This window comes from Saccharopolyspora sp. NPDC002578, from assembly GCF_053592695.1.
This window is the reverse complement of sequence record NZ_JBSFWJ010000050.1, coordinates 1-16,835: the sequence shown is the minus strand read 5'-3', so window position 1 is coordinate 16,835 and position 16,835 is coordinate 1. Positions and strand designations below refer to the sequence as shown.

The following is a 16,835-nucleotide window of genomic DNA, read 5'->3' as shown; positions in this document are numbered from 1 at the left end:
CCAGCCAGGAAGCACACACCAAGATGCGCGCGAGCTTCGTATTCAGCGAGGTCGTCAACGGCCTTCGGCGCAACGTGACGATGACCATCGCCATGATCCTCACCACGGCCATCTCGGTCGGCCTGCTCGGTGGCGGTCTCCTGGTGGTCCGGTTGATCGACCGGATGCAGGAGGTCTACCAGGACCGCGTCGAGGTCGTGGTGTTCATGACCGATGACGTCAGCGCCAACGACCCGGACTGCACCCAGCAGCCCTGCGCGAACCTCAAGTCCGAACTGACCCGCTCGTCCGGCGTGGACTCGGTGAAGTACGAGAACCGGGAAGCCGCGTTCCAGAACTTCAACAAGGTCTTCGAGACCATGCCCGAGCTGCGCGACGTCGCCCGCGTCGAAGCGATGCCCGCCTCGCTGCGGGTGAAGCTCACCGACCAGGAGCGCTTCGGCGCGATCCAGCAGAAGTTCGAAGGCCAGCCCGGCGTGGACAGCGTCGTCGACCAGGCCGACTACCTGGACCGGCTGTTCAGCGTGCTCAACGGCGTGCGCAACGCGACCTTCTCGATCGCGCTGGTGCAGGCGGTCGGTGCGCTGCTGCTGATCTCCAACACCATTCAGCTCTCCGCGTTCACGCGGCGAACGGAGACCGGCATCATGCGGCTGGTGGGGGCGACGCGCTGGTACACCCAGCTGCCGTTCCTCCTGGAAGCGATGGTGTCCGGTCTGATCGGTGCGCTGCTGGCCGTCGTCGGACTGCTGATCTCGAAGGCGGCGTTCATCGACAGGGTCATGTCGCCGGTGTTCGGCACCGGCATCATCCCCGAGATCGGCTACGGCGACATCGCCGCGGTGTCCCCGATCATGCTGCTGGTGGCGGCGGCGATCTCCGCGACGACCGGTTACGTGACGCTGCGGCTGTACGTGCGGCTCTAGGCCGGCCCGCCTTCTCGATCGAGCGGCTGCGCTCGCGTGTTCCGCACGCGGACGCAGCCGCTTCGTCGTGCCGGGGCAGGGTGGTGTGAGAACTCGGTTGACCGCGGGTCTTAAAGTGCAGGCATGGTGAAGGAACGCGGGCGCAAGCCGATCGCGCAGAACCGCAAGGCGCGGCACGACTGGTCGGTGCTGGACACCTACGAGGCCGGGATCGTGCTGACCGGCACCGAGGTGAAGAGCCTGCGACAGGGCAAGGCGTCGCTGGTGGACGCGTTCGGCACGGTCGACCACGGCGAGGTGTGGCTGCGCAACGCGCACATCCCGGAGTACACCGAGGGCACGTGGACCAACCACGAACCGCGGCGCTCCCGGAAGCTGCTGCTGCACCGGGGTGAGATCCTCCGCCTCGTCGGCAAGATCAAGGAGAACGGGCTGAGCCTGGTCCCGCTGTCGATGTACTTCTCCGACGGCAAGGCCAAGGTCGAACTGGCCCTGGCGCGCGGCAAGAAGGCGCACGACAAGCGCCACGACATGGCCAAGCGGGACGCCGACCGCGAGATGCAGCGCCACATCGGCAGGATCCGCAAAGGACGAGTGTGAGCCCGCTCGCCGGACCGGCCACCGACGTGGACGTGCGCGGCTGGCTCGACGAGCTCGGCATCCCCGGCCTCGTCGACCTGCACACCCACTTCCTGCCGGAGCGGATGCTGCACAAGGTGTGGGCGTACTTCGACCAGGCGCGCACGCACTACGGCATGGACTGGCCGGTGCAGTACCGCCACGACGAACCCACCCGGCTGCGGCTGCTCGACGAGCTCGGGGTGACGACGTTCGCCCCGCTGGTCTACCCGCACAAGCCCGGCATGGCGGAGTGGCTCAACTCGTGGGCGCTGGACTTCGGGCACCGCACACCGGGCGCCGTGCCGACGGCGACGCTGTACCCGGAGCTGGGCATGGCGGGGTCGATGCGCGACGCCCTCGACGCGGGGGCGCGGTGCGTGAAGGTCCACGTGCAGGTCGGTGGTTTCGACCCGCGCGACGACCTGCTCGACGAGGTGTGGGGCGTGCTCGCGGAAGCCGCGGTGCCCGTCGTGATCCACTGCGGGCACGGCCCGATCCGGGGCGAGCACACCGGGCTCGACGTGTTCGGCGAAGTGCTGCGACGGCACCCGTCGCTGACCGTCGTGCTGGCCCACGCCGGGATGCCGGACTACGAGGCAGCGCTGCGGCTCGTGGAGAGCTTCCCGCGCGTGCACCTGGACACGACGATGGTCGGAGTGGCGTTCAGCGAGCGGTTCGCCCCGCTGCCCGCCGACTGGCCAGCGCGGCTCGTGCCGGTGCGGGACCGGATCGTGCTGGGCACCGACTACCCGAACATCCCGTACCCCTACGCCGACCAGCTCGCCGCCATCGCCGGCTGGGCCGCCGCCGACGAGCGGTTGGGGGCGGAGTTCCTGCGCAGCGTGCTGCACGACGCGCCGAGCCGACTTCTGGGTCTGTGACCTGCGGAAAAACAATTACCCGATATTGGAATGATCCGCCGGGGCGGTGACGTTATGCTGTACGGAACGCGCGGCCGGGAAGGTACGGCCGCTACGAGGGGGTGAACGGTTTCGACTCCGGACGTAGATCCAAGGGAAGCGTGCCGGTGCAGGCGGGAGACCACCGAGAGCGTCGCCGCAATTTAATAAGCGCCGACAAGAGTCAGCGCGAGTTCGCCCTCGCCGCCTGAGCGAGGAGCGACTCTGTCGGACCGGGAACGCCTCCGTCCCGGAATCCGGCATCGACTAGGAGGCTCTTACCGCCAGGTCCGGCCGCGGGACCTGGTGGGACATCGAACAGCGGCTGGGCTCGTCACCTCGGCTAGTTCGCGAGACCGAGGGAGCCAAGCAGAGGCATAGCGGACTGCGCACGGAGAAGTCTTGGTGAAGCGACGGAGGACCCGGGTTCGATTCCCGGCACCTCCACTTGGAGCCTGGTTGACGCCTTTGGCGTCTTCCCGGCTCCTTTTTGTTCGTACGGGGGCCGAGCCCCCGTAGGCCCCCACGGTGCGGTGGCTGGGTGGGGAGGTGCTCCTTGCGTTGTGTGTGGGTTGGGCTGGGTGGGAACCAGCTTGAGGTGGGGTGATGTGGCCTCGGCCTCGGCCTCGCCTTCGCGTTCGCTCGGCCTCGGGCTTCGCCTCGGACTTGCCTTTGGTTTGGGGGTGGGGCTTTGTTTTTGTTTGTGTGGTCAGGTCTGGGGTGGGGGGTTGTGGTGGGGGGTCAGTAGGGCTAGTAGGGCGCTTGTTGCTAGTAGGGCGGCTAGGGTTGCGTAGCCGTGGGGGAGGGTGGCGAGGGTGGCGACTCCTGCTACCAGGAGTGGGCCGCCTGCGTCGCCCAGTTCTCGTCCTAGTTCGGCGGAACCCATGGTCTGGCCCATCCGTTCCTCGGGAGTGGCGGCGGCCAGGGCTGCGAAGCCGAGCGGCGTGATCAGACCCGTGCCCGCGCCGATGAGCGCGGCGGCGACCAGCACGCCTGCCAGGCCGTGCAGCATCGCGGCGGCGAGGCCGACCGCCGTGATGAGCAGTCCGGTGATCAACCCGGTGCGGGTGGTCAGGCGCCCTTCGTCCAGCGCCCGGCCGACCCGGGGCTGGACGACGGCGGCCGTCGCGGCGAGCACGGAGACGGCGGTGCCCGTCGCGATGGTGCCGAGTCCCGCTGCCGCGCCGGTGACGGGCAGGAATCCGACACCGACCGACAGCGCCGCGGTCGCGGCGGCGAGGGACGCGGTGGGCCCCAGGAAGGAACGGTCGGCCACCCGTCGGGCGAGGTCGGCGAGCGTCTGCCGCTCGCGGGGCAGCGGAGGCACCGCGGGCACCGCCACCGCGGCCCACACCGCGACCACCGCCGCGCACAGGGCCATCGCCGCGAACAGCAGCCGCATGCCGCCGCCCCAGACGAGAACGCCACCGAGCAGCGGGCCGAGGGTGTAGCCGATGGACTTGAAGAAGCCGTAGCTGCCGAAGGCGCGGCCCCGCCCAGCGGCCGGGTTGATGCGGGCGACCATGGCGGAAGCGGCGGGGGAGAACGCGGAGGCGGCGGCGCCTTGGCCGAACCGGGCGGCCCACAACCATTCGGGACCGGCCGCGATCACGTACAGCGCGGAAGCCGCGGCGAAGGTGATCAGGCCGCCGAGCAGGACGGGTTTGCCGCCGATCCGGTCGGCCAGCGAGCCGAAGATCGGTTTGAGCACGACCTCGGCGCCGTCGTAGAGGGCGAGCAGTCCACCCAGGACGAGCAAGGAGGTGACGGCGTCCTCGGAGAACCCGCCGAGGTTGGCCGCGATGCCGTGAGCGCCGAACGCGGTGGTGAAACCGGCCGCGTACAGCGGCCACATCGCGCGCTTGGTGGCCGCCGGGGACAGGGGCTGTCGGATCACGATGCGCCTTCGTCGGTCAGGTGCAGCGCGTTGAAGACGCGTTCCGCGTAGTCCTCGCAGGCCGCGGTGCAGTGCTTGAGGCGTTCAGCGGCCTCGGCCGCTTCCGGCGCCCCGAAGACGTCCCGGACGGTCAGGTCCCGGTGCCAGCGGCGCAGCCGTTCCAGGCTCTGCTCCTCTTCCTCCAGCTCGGCCAACGTGAACTTGGCCGTGCGGATCTCCTTGGCGAGCTCGTCCTCGAACTTGCCGCAGTCCGCGAGGAATTCCGCCCAATCCGCCGACCGGGCGGCGGTGAACATCTCCCGGAAGCGGGCGGCGTCCGCGTCGGTGCGGCCGGACGCCTGCAACGTCACGCCCTGCCCGCCGGCGCCGTCGGTGAGTGCGCGGGCGCGCTGCACGCCCTCGGTGAAGGCGGGCACCTCCGGCACGGCCCACACGCCCTGCCCCAGCGACAGCGCGCCGATCTTGCGCAGCTCCCGCCACACCGCCACCCGGTGCCGGGACGGATCCGCGGGCAGCTTGATGACCAAGATCAGCCACGACACTTCTTCGTCTGTCACAGCGCCGAAAGTAGCACGCGTTACATCGTCAGCAGTAGCGCTCGGGCGTGCGCGGTTTCACGGTGCGTGGCGAAGCGTCGCTGCGAGTGCTTGATTGTTTACGAAAAGGTTGCGAAAGCAGGTTTCGGGGTCGTCGGTGATTGTCGGCCGGTCGTGTCGGGCGTCACGCTGAGGGCGTTGCCTACTGGGTAGTAGGTTTCGGTTTGCACTCAACGAGGAGTTGCCCGTGAACCTCCGTCCGTTCCAGCGCGCGGCTGCGACCGTGGTGACCACCGTGGTCGGGGTGTCGTTCGCCGTTGCGACCGCGTCCGCCGCCGACGCTGAGGAGCGTCCGCCGTTCTACGAGCCGCCCGCCGAGTTACCGGGGAGCAACGGTGACCTGGTGCGCTCCGAACCGTCCGAGTACTTCCTGGACCCGCTGAAGGCGATCAAGGTCGATGCGGACGTGCAGCGGGTGATGTACCGCTCCAGCGATCGCGGCGGCGCGCCGATCGCGGTGACCGGCACGGTCATCACGCCGAACGGCGAGTGGACGGGGGAGGGCGAACGTCCCGTCGTCGGCTACGCGCCGGGAACCCAGGGCATCGCCGACCACTGCGCGCCGTCCCGGCAGCTCGCCAACGGCACCGAGTACGAAGGCGTCTTCGTGAAGGCCATGCTCAGCAAGGGCTATGCGGTCGCCATGACCGACTACCAGGGCCTCGGGACGCCGGGCGTGCACACCTACATCAACCGCGAGGTCAGCGGCAACGCGGTGCTCGACGCGGTGCGCGCCGCGCAGCGGCTGCCCGGGGCGGACGTGCCCGACGACGGGCCGGTGGTGCTCTACGGCTACTCCCAAGGCGGTGGCGGTGTGGCCGGGGCGGCCGAGCTGGCCTCGTCCTACGCACCGGAGCTCGACATCCGGGGGGCCGCGGCCGGTGCCGTGCCCGCCGAGCTCGGCGGGGTCGGCGCGAACCTCGACGGCGGCTTCTACGCCGCGTTCCTCGGCTACGCCGTGGCGGGGGTCGCCGCCGGTTACGACATCGACCTCGAGCCCTACCTCAACGAGAAGGGCGAGCAGTTCCGCGACGACGTCGAGAACTCGTGCACCATCGACGGGATCGCGCAGTTCGCGTTCGCGCAGACGAAGGACTTCACCGAGGACGGCAGGCCGCTGACCGACTACCTGGCGGAGGAGCCGTTCGCGACCGCGGTCGGCGAGCAGCGGATCGGCAACGGCAAGCCCGCCTTCCCCGTGCTGATCGGGCAGAGCCGGCTGGACGACGTGATCCCCTTCGAGCAGTCCGAGACCCTCGCCGGCGAGTGGTGCGCCCAAGGGGCGGACGTGCAGTTCGCGCCGAACCTCGGGCCGACCCACATCGGTGGTGCGATCGCCTCTTTCCCGCGCGCGTTCGCGTGGCTCGACGACCGCCTCACCGGTGAGCCGACCACGCCGAACTGCGGGAACGCGGAGCAGGCTCCGGTCGACCCGGAGATCCCCGTCGACGAGCGGCAGCCGCTGCTGCCCCAGCTGTCCGAGCGGTTGGACCTCGACTGAGCGAGGGGCCGGGCGCCGTCCGCGCGCCCCGGCCTTCCGCATGCCGGCCGCGTGCCGTCCCTTCCCGCTCGGAGGGACGGCACGCGGCCGTTTCGGTCCCCGCCGTAATGCCCGGTGCTGCCGGAGGGCGGTCGCGTTCTACGTTCCCGGTGCCGGGTGGGCGGGCGCGGTGGACAGCGGGTGGACCTCCGACACCTGCAAGGGGCGGCCGGGGAGCCCGGTCGCGTGCCGGTGCGGGCGCAGGCCGTCGAGCATGATGTGCAGCGCCCGTTCCGCGATGCGCTGCTGGGCAGGGTCCGTCGGGCGGCGCAGCAGCATCGAGTACATCGCCGCGATGTCGCCGGCGCCCACGTCCGTGCGCAGCGAGCCCTCGGCTTGCGCGGTGCCGACCACGCCTTCCAGGATTTCCAGCAGGGAGTCCCGGAGTCCCTGGGTGACCTGGTCGCCTTTGACGACGTCCCAGGCGCGCGGTGAGGTCATGCCGAGGCGGACGCTGAGCTGCAGCTCGTCGGAGCTCTTGAGCAGCCGCACCAGTGCGTTCCAGCCGGTCGTTTCCTCGGTGGCCGCCGCCTGCGCGTGCGTGAGCGCGTTGGTGAAGTTGTCCCTGGCGACGGCGCGGATCAGCGCCTCGCGGTCGGGGAAGCGCCGGTAGAGGGTGCCGACTCCGACTCCGGCCCGGCGCGCGATCTCCTCCATCGGGGCGTCGGGACCTTCGGCGGCGAAGATCGCCTTGGCCGCGTTGATGATCTGGTCGCGGTTGCGGCGTGCGTCGGCGCGCAGCGGGAGTTCGCCTTCCGGTGCCGAAATGTCCGAGTTCACCGGTGGATTCTCGCATCCACCCGTTCGCAGGTGGACGGAGTGCTTCCGCTTCAGTACTTTCGAGTGTAAGCGGAAGGTTTTCTTCCATATTGGGAGGTCGCACCATGCCCGACGTCACCGACGACGCAGTGCGGGAGTTTCCCGTCGCGCGGCGATGCCCGTACGCACCACCCGAGGAGTACGCGCAGCTGCGCGACTCGGCGCCGGTGTCCCAGGTCAGAACGCCGACGGGCTCGACGGCGTGGGTGCTCACCCGGCACGAGGACGTCCGCTTCGCGCTGTCCGACCCGAGGTTCAGCGCCGACCGGCGCAACCCGGCGTTCCCGTTCCTCGCCGCCGGTCAGCAGGAATCGATCAGCGCGTTCCGGCCGAACATGCTGTCCATGGACGAGCCGGAGCACGGGCCGGTGCGGCGTTCCGTGCTGGGCGAGTTCACCGTGCGGCGGATGCGGGAGCTGCGGCCCCGGATCCAGCGGATCGTCGACGACTGCCTCGACTCGATGCTCGCCGGGCCGAAGCCCGCCGACCTGGTCGCCGAGCTGGCGCTGCCGGTGCCCTCGCTGGTGATCTGCGAGCTGCTCGGCGTCCCGTACGCCGACCACGACTTCTTCCAGGAGCGCTCCTCGGCGATGCTGCGGCGCAGCACGGGGGCCGAGGAGCGCGTGCGGGCCGCGGCGGAGGTGCGGTCGTTCCTCCGCGACCTGATCACCGCGAAGAAGTCCGCTCCGGGCGAAGACCTGCTGAGCCGCCAGCTCGCCAAGCAGCGCGAGGAGGGCGTCGAGGACGACGAGGCCCTGGTCGCGATGGCCACGCTGCTGCTCGTCGCCGGCCACGAGACGACCGCGAACATGATCTCGCTGGGCACCCTCACGCTGCTGGAGAACCCCGATGACATCGCGGCCATCAGGCAGGACCCGCGGCGCACGCTCGGCATGGTCGAGGAACTGCTGCGCTACCTGACGATCGTGGAGACGGTGACCTCGCGGGTGGCGACCGCCGACGTCGAGGTCGGCGGCACGCGCATCCGCGAGGGCGAGGCCGTCATCGCGCTCGGCCACACCGCCAACCACGACCCGGCCACGTTCCCGGAACCGGCCGAGTTCGACATCGATCGCGGAGCCCGCCAGCACGTGGCGTTCGGCTACGGGCCGCACCAGTGCCTCGGGCAGAACCTGGCGCGGATGGAGCTGCAGATCGTGTTCGACTCGCTGTTCGCCCGGGTCCCGTCGCTCGCGCTGGCGGTGCCGCGCGACGAGCTGCCGTTCAAGGACGACGCCGTCATCTACGGCGTGTACTCGATGCCGGTCACCTGGTAGCGCCGGGGCGCTTCACCAGGCCGCGCGTTCCAGCGGGTTCGGGTCCGCGACCACCTCGGGTGGCCGTCCGAACCGCCGCACGGGCCGCCGGGGCGTGGTGTGGCGCTCCCAGCCGGGGTCGCCGGAGGTGGCGAAGCGGACCCAGGCGGCGTGGACCTCGGCGCCCAGCTCGGACGGGGGGCCCGCGCCGAGCAGGGTGTTCGGGCCGTGCAGGCCCGGGTCGTCGGCGATGTCGAAGACGAACGGCAGCTCCACGCCGTGCGCGGCGCCCAGCGATCCGCCGAGCGCCGAGGAGCGCCAGGCGAACTCGTAGCGGTAGGTCGCCGCCGCGTGCGCGGAGTGCGCGTCGGCGAGCGCGCGGGTGCCGGCGCCGAACAGGGCGTCGCCGAGCACCGCCGACCGCAGCTCACCCGCGGCGGCGGACGGCCGTTGCGCCCGGTACGCCGCGACGAGCCGGTCCGGGGCCGGATGGGCTTGCGCCGCAACGGACCGCACGTCGTCCATGGTGGACTTCGCCAGGTCGCCGCTCGGGGCCAGGTAGAGGTTGCCTTCTTCGGCGTTGTTCCCGACGAGCAGGTCGATGCCGGCGCCCGCCCCGGCGGCGACCGACGTCGCGGGCTGCCGTGGCAGCACCAGGCCGAACGGGCTGAGCCGCAGCAGCGGATCGGGCCGCCCGTCGATCGCGAGGTCCAGCCCGCGCAGCCGCGCGGTCGCCGCGAGCAGCCGCTCGTCGGGTACCTCGGCGAGCTCCGCGATCGGCCTGTCCAGGACCGCGCCGAGCCGGTTCGCGACGAGTTCCGCCTGCGCGGGCACGAACGCGCCGAGCCCGTTGCCGCTCTGGACGATCACCCGGCGGAACAGGCCGCCGCCCGCGTGCTCGGCCAGGGCCGCGCCGACGATGGTGGCCCCGGCGGACTGCCCGAACAGCGTGACGTTGCCCGGATCGCCGCCGAACGCCTCGATCTCCTCCTGCACCCAGCGCAGCGCGGCCAGCACGTCGAGCAGCCCCCGGTTGTCCGGAGCACCCGGCAGCGCGAGCCACCCGGGGGCGCCGAGCCGGTAGTTCGGCGTCACCAGGACCACGCCGTCGCGGGAGAACCCGGCGCCGTCGTAGAGCGCGGCCTGCGCCGAACCGGAGGTGAAGCCGCCGCCGTGCACGAACACCATCACCGGCAGTCCGCGGGTGGCGGTGTCCGGCGTCGACACCGTCACCGTCAGGTAGTCCTCGCCGCGGACCCAGCCGGGGCCGAAGAACGGCGCCATGTCCAGCGCGCCGAACGCCCGCTCCGACTGCGGCGCGGTGGGGCCCGGCCGCGCCGCGTCCCGCTCCCCGTCCCAGCGCGGAGCGGGCCGGGGAGCGGCGAAGCGGGCGGGGCCGACGGGTGCGGCGGCGTACGGAATCCCGGAGAACACCAGGCCGTCCCCGTGCCGCCTGCCCCGGACCCGGCCCGCCGCGGTCGTCACCGAGGTCATCGGTCGCTCCGCTCCGGCCGGTCGAACGCGGCCCAGTTGACGATCTCGAAGCGGTCCCCGGCGCGGCGGACCTCCGCGGCGCCGTGCCCGCCGAAGTGCGCGGGCACGACCAGCGCGGTGCCGTCCGCCGCGAACTCCAGCAGGCGCCGCCGGGAGGCGCGGGCGGCGGCCGGGTCCTCGTCGAAACCGCAGTTGTGCACCGGGTCCCGCAGCTGAACCGGGGTGTGCAGCAGGTCCCCGATGAACACCGCGCGGTCCGAACCGGAACTCAGGTGCAGCACCGACGAACCGGGCGTGTGCCCCGGAGCGGGCAGCAGCCGCAGGTTCTCGTCGATGACCCGCTCGCCCTCCCACAGCTCGGTGAGACCGGCCTCGTGCACGGGCGCGACGCTGTCCTCGAACACGTTCTGGTGGCTGCGCGCGCTCTTCGGCCGGTGCTCGCCCAGCGGGTTCCAGTAGTCGAAGTCGAGCCGCGGCAGCAGGTAGGTGGCGCGGGGGAAGGTCGGCACCCAGTCCCGGCCGACGAGCCGCGTGTTCCACCCGACGTGGTCCACGTGCAGGTGCGTGTTGATCACGATGTCGACCTCGTCCGGGTCGACGCCCGCGGCGGCGAGGCCGTCGAGGTAGCCGGTGTCGAGGTGCCGCCAGTGCGGCGAGTACGGCCGCTCCTTGTGGTTGCCGACGCCGGTGTCGACGAGGATCGTGCGGCCCGCGCTGCGCAGCACCCAGGTCTGCACGGCCGCGGTGAACCCGTTGTCGTCGGGCGACCAGAAGTCCGGCGCCAGCCAGGACCGCTCGGCCTCGAACACGTCGGCGGGGATCTCGGGGAAGAACTCGTCCATGCCCATCGCGCGCCCGTGGAACTCCAGCACTCGCGTGACTTCGACGTCTCCCAGCGTGATGCTCTGCATGCCGAGAACTGTGCGCCGCGCACCAGGTCGCGGGGTATCCGTCACGTGACCGCACCTGCGCGAGCAGGGCTACAGTCGGTGGGCGGGAGGCGGTTGTGCAGCAGATCATCGGCCGGGACGCGGAGCTCGCGCGGGTGCGGCGGGCAGCCCGGGAGACCGGGCGGGTGCTGATCGTCACCGGCGACCCGGGCATGGGCAAGACGACGCTGCTCGACGCGGCGGCCGAACCGCGCGCGCTGCGGGCCACCGGCAGCGAGAGCGAGGCGAACCTCGCGTTCGCCGGACTCCACCAGCTGCTCGCGCCGGTCCTGCACCGGGCGCCGGAGTCGTCGCGGCTGCTCGCGGCGTTCGGCGCGGGGGAGCGCTCGGCCGAACCCGACGTGATGCGCCTGGCCCTGGAAGTGCTGGAGCTGCTGTCCGACTTCGGCGGGCCGCTCGTCGTCGACGACGCGCACTGGCTGGACCGCGCCAGCCTGGAGGTGCTCGCGTTCCTGGCCCGCAGGCTCGACGCGGAGCCGCTGAGCCTGCTCGTCGGCGCCCGCGAGGACCAGCCGCTGCCCGGCTTCGACGGCCTCCCGGTGCTGTCCCTGGAACCGCTCGGGGACCTCGACGCGAACCGCGTCCTCGACGGGCTGCCGCGTCCGCCGACCGGCGCGCACCGGCTGCGGGTGCTGGCGGAGGCCGGGGGCAATCCGCTGGCGCTGGCCGAGTTCGCCGCCGTGCCACAGGAGACCGGTCCGGGGCCGCTGGTCACCACCGAACGATTGGAGAAGATCTTCGCCGCGCGGGCGCAGGAACTGCCGCAGGAGAGCGGGGAACTGCTGCTGGTGCTGGCCGCCGCCGACACCGCGGACCCGGTGCGGGTGCCGGAATCCGGTTGGGAACCGGCGGAACGAGCCGGGCTGGTGCGCTGGACGGGCTCCCGCTACCGGTTCCGGCATCCGCTGGTCAGGTCCGCGCTGTACCACTCGGCGCCGGTCGCGCGGCGGCGCCGGGCGCACCTCGTGCTGGCGGCGGCGACCGCGGACGAACCGGACCGGCGCGCCTGGCACCTGGCCGCCGCCGCGAGCGGGCCCGATGAGGACGTCGCCGCGCTGCTGGAGGACACCGCCGGGCGCGCCCGCCGCCGGGGCGGCTACGCGGCCGCGGCGACGGCGCTGGAACGCGCCGCCGAGCTGAGCCCGGACCGCGGGCAACGTGCCCGGCGGCTCGTGCTGGCGACGGACGCGGCGCTGTTCACCGCCCAGGCCGGGTGGCTGGAGGACTTGGCGGCGCGGATCGCGGACCTCACCGACGAGCCGGAACTGCTGGCCGTCGCCGCGCTGCGGGCCGGGCAGGCGCTCAGCGTCACCACCCGGCACGCGGCGGCCTTCGCGCAGCTGTCCCGCACCGCGACCGCGCTGGCGCGGCAGGCCCCGGACACCGCGCTCACGGCGTTGGCGGGCGCGGCCGTCGTCGCCTACTACTCGGCGGAACCCGGCCGCCGCGAGCAGGTGCTCGCCGCGCTGCGGCAGATCCCCGGCCCGCAGGACCCGGTGACCAGGGCGTGGGTGCTGACCGTGGCGGATCCGGTGGGCAGCAGGGCGGAAGTGCTGCCGCTGCTGCCCGAGCTCGGCGCCGCCGAGTCCGGTCCGGGGCAGGCCATCGCGGTGGCGACCATCGCGTGGCTGCTCGACGAGGCACCGCTGGCGGAGCGGCTGTTCGAGCAGGCCTTCGACCAGTGGCGGCTCCGGGGCCCGCTGCCGGAAGGGCTCGGCTGCGCGCACGGGTGGACGCTGTTCGACACCGGCGGCTGGGCGCGGGTCAGGACCATCGCGGCCGACGCGGTGAGCAACGGCGCCCGCGCCGAACTCCCGCACGTCATCGCCGGGTCGAAGACGATGGACGGTGCCGTGCTGGCCTTGCGCGGCGACTCGGTGCGAGCCGGCGAGCTGGCCACCGATGCACTGTCCATGGTGGACCCCGCGGGGAGCCGGATGGTCGCGGTGCGGGCCAGGTACGTGCTGGGCATGATCGCCGCGGCCGACGGCGACCACGCCGCCGCCTACGCGCAGTTCCGCCGGATGTTCACCGCCGACGGGGAGTTCGAGCACTACCACCAGTCGGCGGTGGCGCTGCCCGAACTGGCCGCAGCCGCGGCACGCCTCGGGACGCCGCACGACGCCGAACGCGTCGTGCGGGCCGCCGCGGAACTGCTGGGCGGCGGTGCCTCGGCGCGGATGCGGGCGCTGCTCGACCACGCACGCGCGATGCTCGCCGACGATCCGGAGCCGCTGTTCGCCGCCGCGCTCGCCGACCCCCGCACCGGGCAGTGGCCGTTCGAACGCGCGCGGACCCTGCTGCACCAGGCCGAATGGCTTCGCCGCGCCCGCCGCATCACCGAGTCCCGCGCTCCGCTGGCGGAAGCGCTGGAGACGTTCCGCAGGCTCGGCGCCCGCCCGTGGGCCGCCAGGGCCGAGGCGGAGCTGCGGGCCTCCGGCGGCGCGGACCCCGGCCCGGCCGCCGCCGACGTGCTCGACGAGCTCAGCCCGCAGCAGCAGGAGATCATCCGGCTGGCCGCGCGCGGCCTCACCAACCGGGAGATCGGCGATCGGCTGTTCCTGTCCCCGCGCACCGTGGGTTCGCACCTGTACCGGTCGTTCCCGAAGCTCGGCGTCAGCACCCGCGGCCAGCTGCGCGACCTGCTGCCGAACTAGCCGGTCACTCGTCGGCCTCCTCCAGGGCGCCGATCCACAGGTAGTCGCGGGCGCGCGTCGTGGCGACCAGCAGTTGTCGTTGCAGCGCTTCGAGTTCGTCGCGGTGGAAGCCGATGGGCCGGTGCTCGTCGGGCAGGAACACGGCGCGGAACTCGAAGCCCTTCGCCTCCTGCAACGTCCCCACCCGCACCGCCGCCGACGACCGGTGGGTGAGCCGACCTGCCCGGAAATCGTTGCGGCGCAGCACTTCCAGCCACTCCTCGGCGGCCGAGCGGGTGCGGGTGAGCACGGCCGCTCCGGTGTCGTCGCCGAGTTCGCGCAGCGCCGCCAGCAGCGCCTCCTGCTGCGCGGAGCCGTTCCACCGCACCACCTTGCCGCCGCTGAGCACCGGCAACGCCGAGCGCAGCGTCAACGGCGGGCCGCCGTCGATGTCGTCGAACCGGTTCACCGCGTCGAGCTCACCGGCGGCCTCGACGATCGCGGCCCGGTTGCGGTAGTTGCGGCGCAGCACCTCGCTGCGGCCGCGCAGCGAGACCCCCGCCTCCGACAGCCGCCAGCCACCGGCGAACACCTGCTGCTGCCCGTCCCCGACCAGCAGCAACCGGTTCGGGCCCTCGCCGCTGACGGCGTGCACCAGCCGCAGGCCGACCAGCGTCAGGTCCTGCACCTCGTCGACCGCCACCACCGAATAGCCGCGACCCAGGGGTTTGCGGCCGAGCTCGTCCCACGCGCGGATCAGCACGTCGTTGCGGTCGTAGATGCCGCGTTCGCACAGCTCCCGCTCGTACTCGCAGTAGAACTCCCAGACGTGGGCCCGGAAAGCGGGGCTGAGCTGGCCGCCGCGACCCCGCCGCGGAGCGGACTTGTACGACTCCAAGGTGCCCAGGCCGCGGCCCTTGATCACCCGGTCGATCTCGTCCTTCCAGTAGTGCCGCGAGGGTCGCGCGCTCGCCAGCGGCCCGGGGCGCCCCGAGCGCTCCCACACCGCGGCGAACGCCGCCTCCACCCGCGGTTCGTCCACTTCCGCGTCCCGGCCGCGTTCGGCGAGCAGGTCCGCGGCCCACGCGTGCAGGTTCCGGAACTCCACGCGGTGCGCCACCTGCGGCGCCAACGCGCGGAACTGCTCGCGGGCGAGCTCCGGCAACACGTCCAGGTGCGTGGTGAACAGCAGCTTGCCGGGGCTGCGCCGCGCCAAGTACGCCAACCGGTGCAGTGCCAGCGTCGACTTCCCGGTGCCCGCCGGGCCCGAGATCCGCGCCGGCCCGCCGTACTGCCTGCGCACCGCGCCGAGCTGCGCGTCGTCCAGGAACAGCCGCCAGTCCAACGCGGAATCCTGCGGCGGTGACTCGGCCCGCTCCTCCGTCAGCCGCCGGACCTCGAACAGCCCGGAGGAGTGTTCCGAGGAACCCACCTCGCCCGCTGCTCGCGGCTGCGGAATCCGGTGCGGGTTCCACGCGATGGGGGTCAGGTCGAACGTGCGGTTGTCCAGGTGCCGGGCCGCGGTCAGGGCGTCCGCCGCGTCCAGCAGCGGCTCGTCCCGCACCAGCACCCGGTCCAGCTCGGACTCGGTCACCACCAGGTGCTCGCCGTCGCCTGCGGTGCCGCGCCCGCCTTCCGGGAACACCACGACGGTGCGCAGCGCGGCCTCGGTGAGCAGCCCGTGCGGCGTGGCCAGGCCCGCCAGCAGCTCCGCGGTCCACACGAACGCCGCGCGCGTCGCCTCCGGATGCGGTTCGTGCTCGCGCAGCAGCACCACCAGCACCCCGCCGGGACCGATGAGGACCACGTCCGGGCGGTTGTCCGGGGTGTGCGGGGCGAACTGGTTGAGCAGCGTGTACCAGCCGGTGCCGCGCTCCACCGCGAACCGCTCCACGACCCGCTTCTGCCAGGTCGGCAACGGGGGGCGTGCGCGGAGCTGCTCGTCGGCCTGGCGCCGCAGCCGCTCGCGGTGGTGATCGTATGTCCCTGTCACGGCGACTCCCGGATTCGCACGCAGGTGCTCTAGCGACATTACGGTCTTCCGGCGCGATTTCGAGAGTTGCGAACTCGGATCACCTTAATGTCGCAGGCGGATACGAAACTCGGGCGGAGACCTCCACAATGGACGTGTGGACCCGCTGCACGATCCTGACGACGACGCCCTGCTCGACCCGCGCCAAGCGCGGGAACTGGCCGGGCTGGTCGAGAACGCCCGCCTCGCCTCCGGTGCCGTCCGGTACGGCCGCATCGGCAAGGTGGGCGCGGCCACCGTGGTGCTCAACCAGGACAACCCGCTGCCCACCGCGAACCACGCCTGCGGCCTGTGGGGAACGCTGGCGGAGGTCGCCACGACGCTGCTCACCCTGGAGCAGTCCTTCGCCGACGCCGGCCGCTCCGAGGCCGTCGTGTACGCCTCGCCCACCACGGTCGGGGAGATCGAAGGCATCGCCGACGACTCCGGCTGGCGCGCGGTGGAGGAGAACATGGCGCTGCTGCACCGCAGCCGCAAAACCCCCACCAGCCCCGTGCGCCCCGCCACCGACGACGACCTGCGCGGCATCGCCGAACTCATCGGCGACGACGCGGGCCTGTCCGACTCGGGCGAACGACGCCTGGTGCGCACCCTGGCGCACCGCGGCGACGACCCGCGCTGCGTGCTGCGAGTCCTCGACGACCCCGAAGCCGACCGCCTGGCCGGATTCGCCCAGGGCTTCGTCGAACACGGCGTCGGCCTCGTCGAACACGCCGTGGTCCGCCCTGGCCGCAGACGCCGCGGAGCAGGTTCTTCCCTGGTGGCGGACGTGGTGGACGAGCTCTACGGCAAGGGCGCCCGCCTCATCGCCGCCTACGACGACGAGGGAGGCCCAGCAGAACGCTTCGCGGAAACCTGCGGCTTCGAACCCGTCTACCCGGTGACCGCCTACGCCCGCCGAGTCGACGAACTGCTCGACTGACCGTTCGTGGAGCCTTCCCGGCTTGGGCGTGTGGCTGGGTTGTGGAGTCCCGCTCGGCTTGGCGTGTGGGGTCGGGTTTTAAGGCCTTCCCGGGTTTGGGCGTGTGGTTTCGGTGGTGCGTGGAATGTCGGGTTTACTGATCGCTTCCACGGCTCGTGTGGCGTGGGTGTCCGGGTAGCGGAACCTCAGTCGGTCTCTCGCTGCGGGATCTTTTTCCCGAGTGGCTCCGCCACGAGGGAAAAAGCGG

Annotated in this window: 13 protein-coding genes and 1 other RNA gene; 8 read left to right on the top strand and 6 right to left on the bottom strand. The window is 72.2% G+C overall.

The window, feature by feature from the left end; translation table 11 throughout:
• Nucleotides 1-23 precede the first annotated feature (23 nt).
• The 4 genes from ftsX to ssrA all read left to right on the top strand — a co-directional run bounded on the left by ftsX (nt 24) and on the right by ssrA (nt 2,896).
• A complete protein-coding gene (ftsX, locus tag ACWD38_RS21650; RefSeq protein ID WP_184477112.1) occupies nt 24-926 on the top strand; it encodes a permease-like cell division protein FtsX in 903 nt (300 codons plus the stop codon).
• Nucleotides 927-1,049: 123 nt separating this feature from the next.
• Nucleotides 1,050-1,526 (top strand): SsrA-binding protein SmpB, encoded by a 477-nt coding sequence (gene smpB, locus ACWD38_RS21645; RefSeq protein ID WP_184477115.1) that lies wholly within the window; start codon nt 1,050-1,052, stop codon nt 1,524-1,526.
• The gene (locus ACWD38_RS21640; protein WP_450124772.1) at nt 1,523-2,428 is read left to right on the top strand and encodes an amidohydrolase family protein; all 906 of its coding nucleotides are present in this window, start codon (nt 1,523-1,525) and stop codon (nt 2,426-2,428) included. The genes smpB and ACWD38_RS21640 overlap by 4 nt, the downstream gene beginning before the upstream one ends.
• Nucleotides 2,429-2,525: 97 nt before the next feature.
• Nucleotides 2,526-2,896: a transfer-messenger RNA gene (ssrA, locus tag ACWD38_RS21635) on the top strand.
• 259 nt (nt 2,897-3,155) lie between these two features.
• Here ssrA and ACWD38_RS21630 read toward each other — a convergent pair.
• Nucleotides 3,156-4,343, bottom strand: a complete 1,188-nt coding sequence (locus ACWD38_RS21630) for an MFS transporter (protein WP_343071194.1) — start codon at nt 4,341-4,343, stop codon at nt 3,156-3,158.
• Nucleotides 4,340-4,900 (bottom strand): Chromate resistance protein ChrB, encoded by a 561-nt coding sequence (locus tag ACWD38_RS21625; protein ID WP_184477120.1) that lies wholly within the window; start codon nt 4,898-4,900, stop codon nt 4,340-4,342. Before ACWD38_RS21625 ends, ACWD38_RS21630 begins: the two co-directional genes overlap by 4 nt.
• 226 nt (nt 4,901-5,126) lie before the next feature.
• On the opposite strand from ACWD38_RS21625, the gene ACWD38_RS21620 reads away from it, so the two are divergent.
• On the top strand, nt 5,127-6,440 hold the full coding sequence (locus ACWD38_RS21620) for a lipase family protein (protein WP_184477122.1): 1,314 nt from the start codon (nt 5,127-5,129) through the stop codon (nt 6,438-6,440).
• Between the two features lie 138 nt (nt 6,441-6,578).
• On the opposite strand, the gene ACWD38_RS21615 is transcribed toward ACWD38_RS21620, so the two are convergent.
• Complete coding sequence (locus ACWD38_RS21615; RefSeq protein ID WP_450124771.1) at nt 6,579-7,259, bottom strand: TetR/AcrR family transcriptional regulator; 681 nt, start codon at nt 7,257-7,259, stop codon at nt 6,579-6,581.
• Between the two features lie 104 nt (nt 7,260-7,363).
• Here ACWD38_RS21615 and ACWD38_RS21610 point away from each other — a divergent pair, with 104 nt between their 5' ends.
• Nucleotides 7,364-8,575 carry a cytochrome P450 gene (locus ACWD38_RS21610; RefSeq protein ID WP_184477124.1) on the top strand — a complete coding sequence of 404 codons (1,212 nt, stop codon included), beginning with the start codon at nt 7,364-7,366 and terminating at the stop codon, nt 8,573-8,575.
• 12 nt (nt 8,576-8,587) lie between these two features.
• Here ACWD38_RS21610 and ACWD38_RS21605 read toward each other — a convergent pair whose 3' ends face one another.
• The gene (locus ACWD38_RS21605; RefSeq protein ID WP_450124770.1) at nt 8,588-10,048 is read right to left on the bottom strand and encodes a carboxylesterase/lipase family protein; all 1,461 of its coding nucleotides are present in this window, start codon (nt 10,046-10,048) and stop codon (nt 8,588-8,590) included.
• On the bottom strand, nt 10,045-10,959 hold the full coding sequence (locus tag ACWD38_RS21600; RefSeq protein WP_450124769.1) for an MBL fold metallo-hydrolase: 915 nt from the start codon (nt 10,957-10,959) through the stop codon (nt 10,045-10,047). Before ACWD38_RS21600 ends, ACWD38_RS21605 begins: the two co-directional genes overlap by 4 nt.
• Nucleotides 10,960-11,054: 95 nt before the next feature.
• Here ACWD38_RS21600 and ACWD38_RS21595 point away from each other — a divergent pair, with 95 nt between their 5' ends.
• Entirely contained in the window at nt 11,055-13,655 is a 2,601-nt protein-coding gene (locus ACWD38_RS21595) for an AAA family ATPase (protein ID WP_450124768.1), read from the top strand.
• Nucleotides 13,656-13,659: 4 nt separating this feature from the next.
• On the opposite strand, the gene ACWD38_RS21590 is transcribed toward ACWD38_RS21595, so the two are convergent.
• On the bottom strand, nt 13,660-15,627 hold the full coding sequence (locus ACWD38_RS21590; protein ID WP_450124767.1) for a UvrD-helicase domain-containing protein: 1,968 nt from the start codon (nt 15,625-15,627) through the stop codon (nt 13,660-13,662).
• A gap of 136 nt (nt 15,628-15,763) precedes the next feature.
• Between ACWD38_RS21590 and ACWD38_RS21585 the strand changes: the two genes are divergently transcribed.
• Entirely contained in the window at nt 15,764-16,588 is an 825-nt protein-coding gene (locus tag ACWD38_RS21585; RefSeq protein WP_450124766.1) for a GNAT family N-acetyltransferase, read from the top strand.
• The last annotated feature ends 247 nt before the right edge of the window (nt 16,589-16,835 follow it).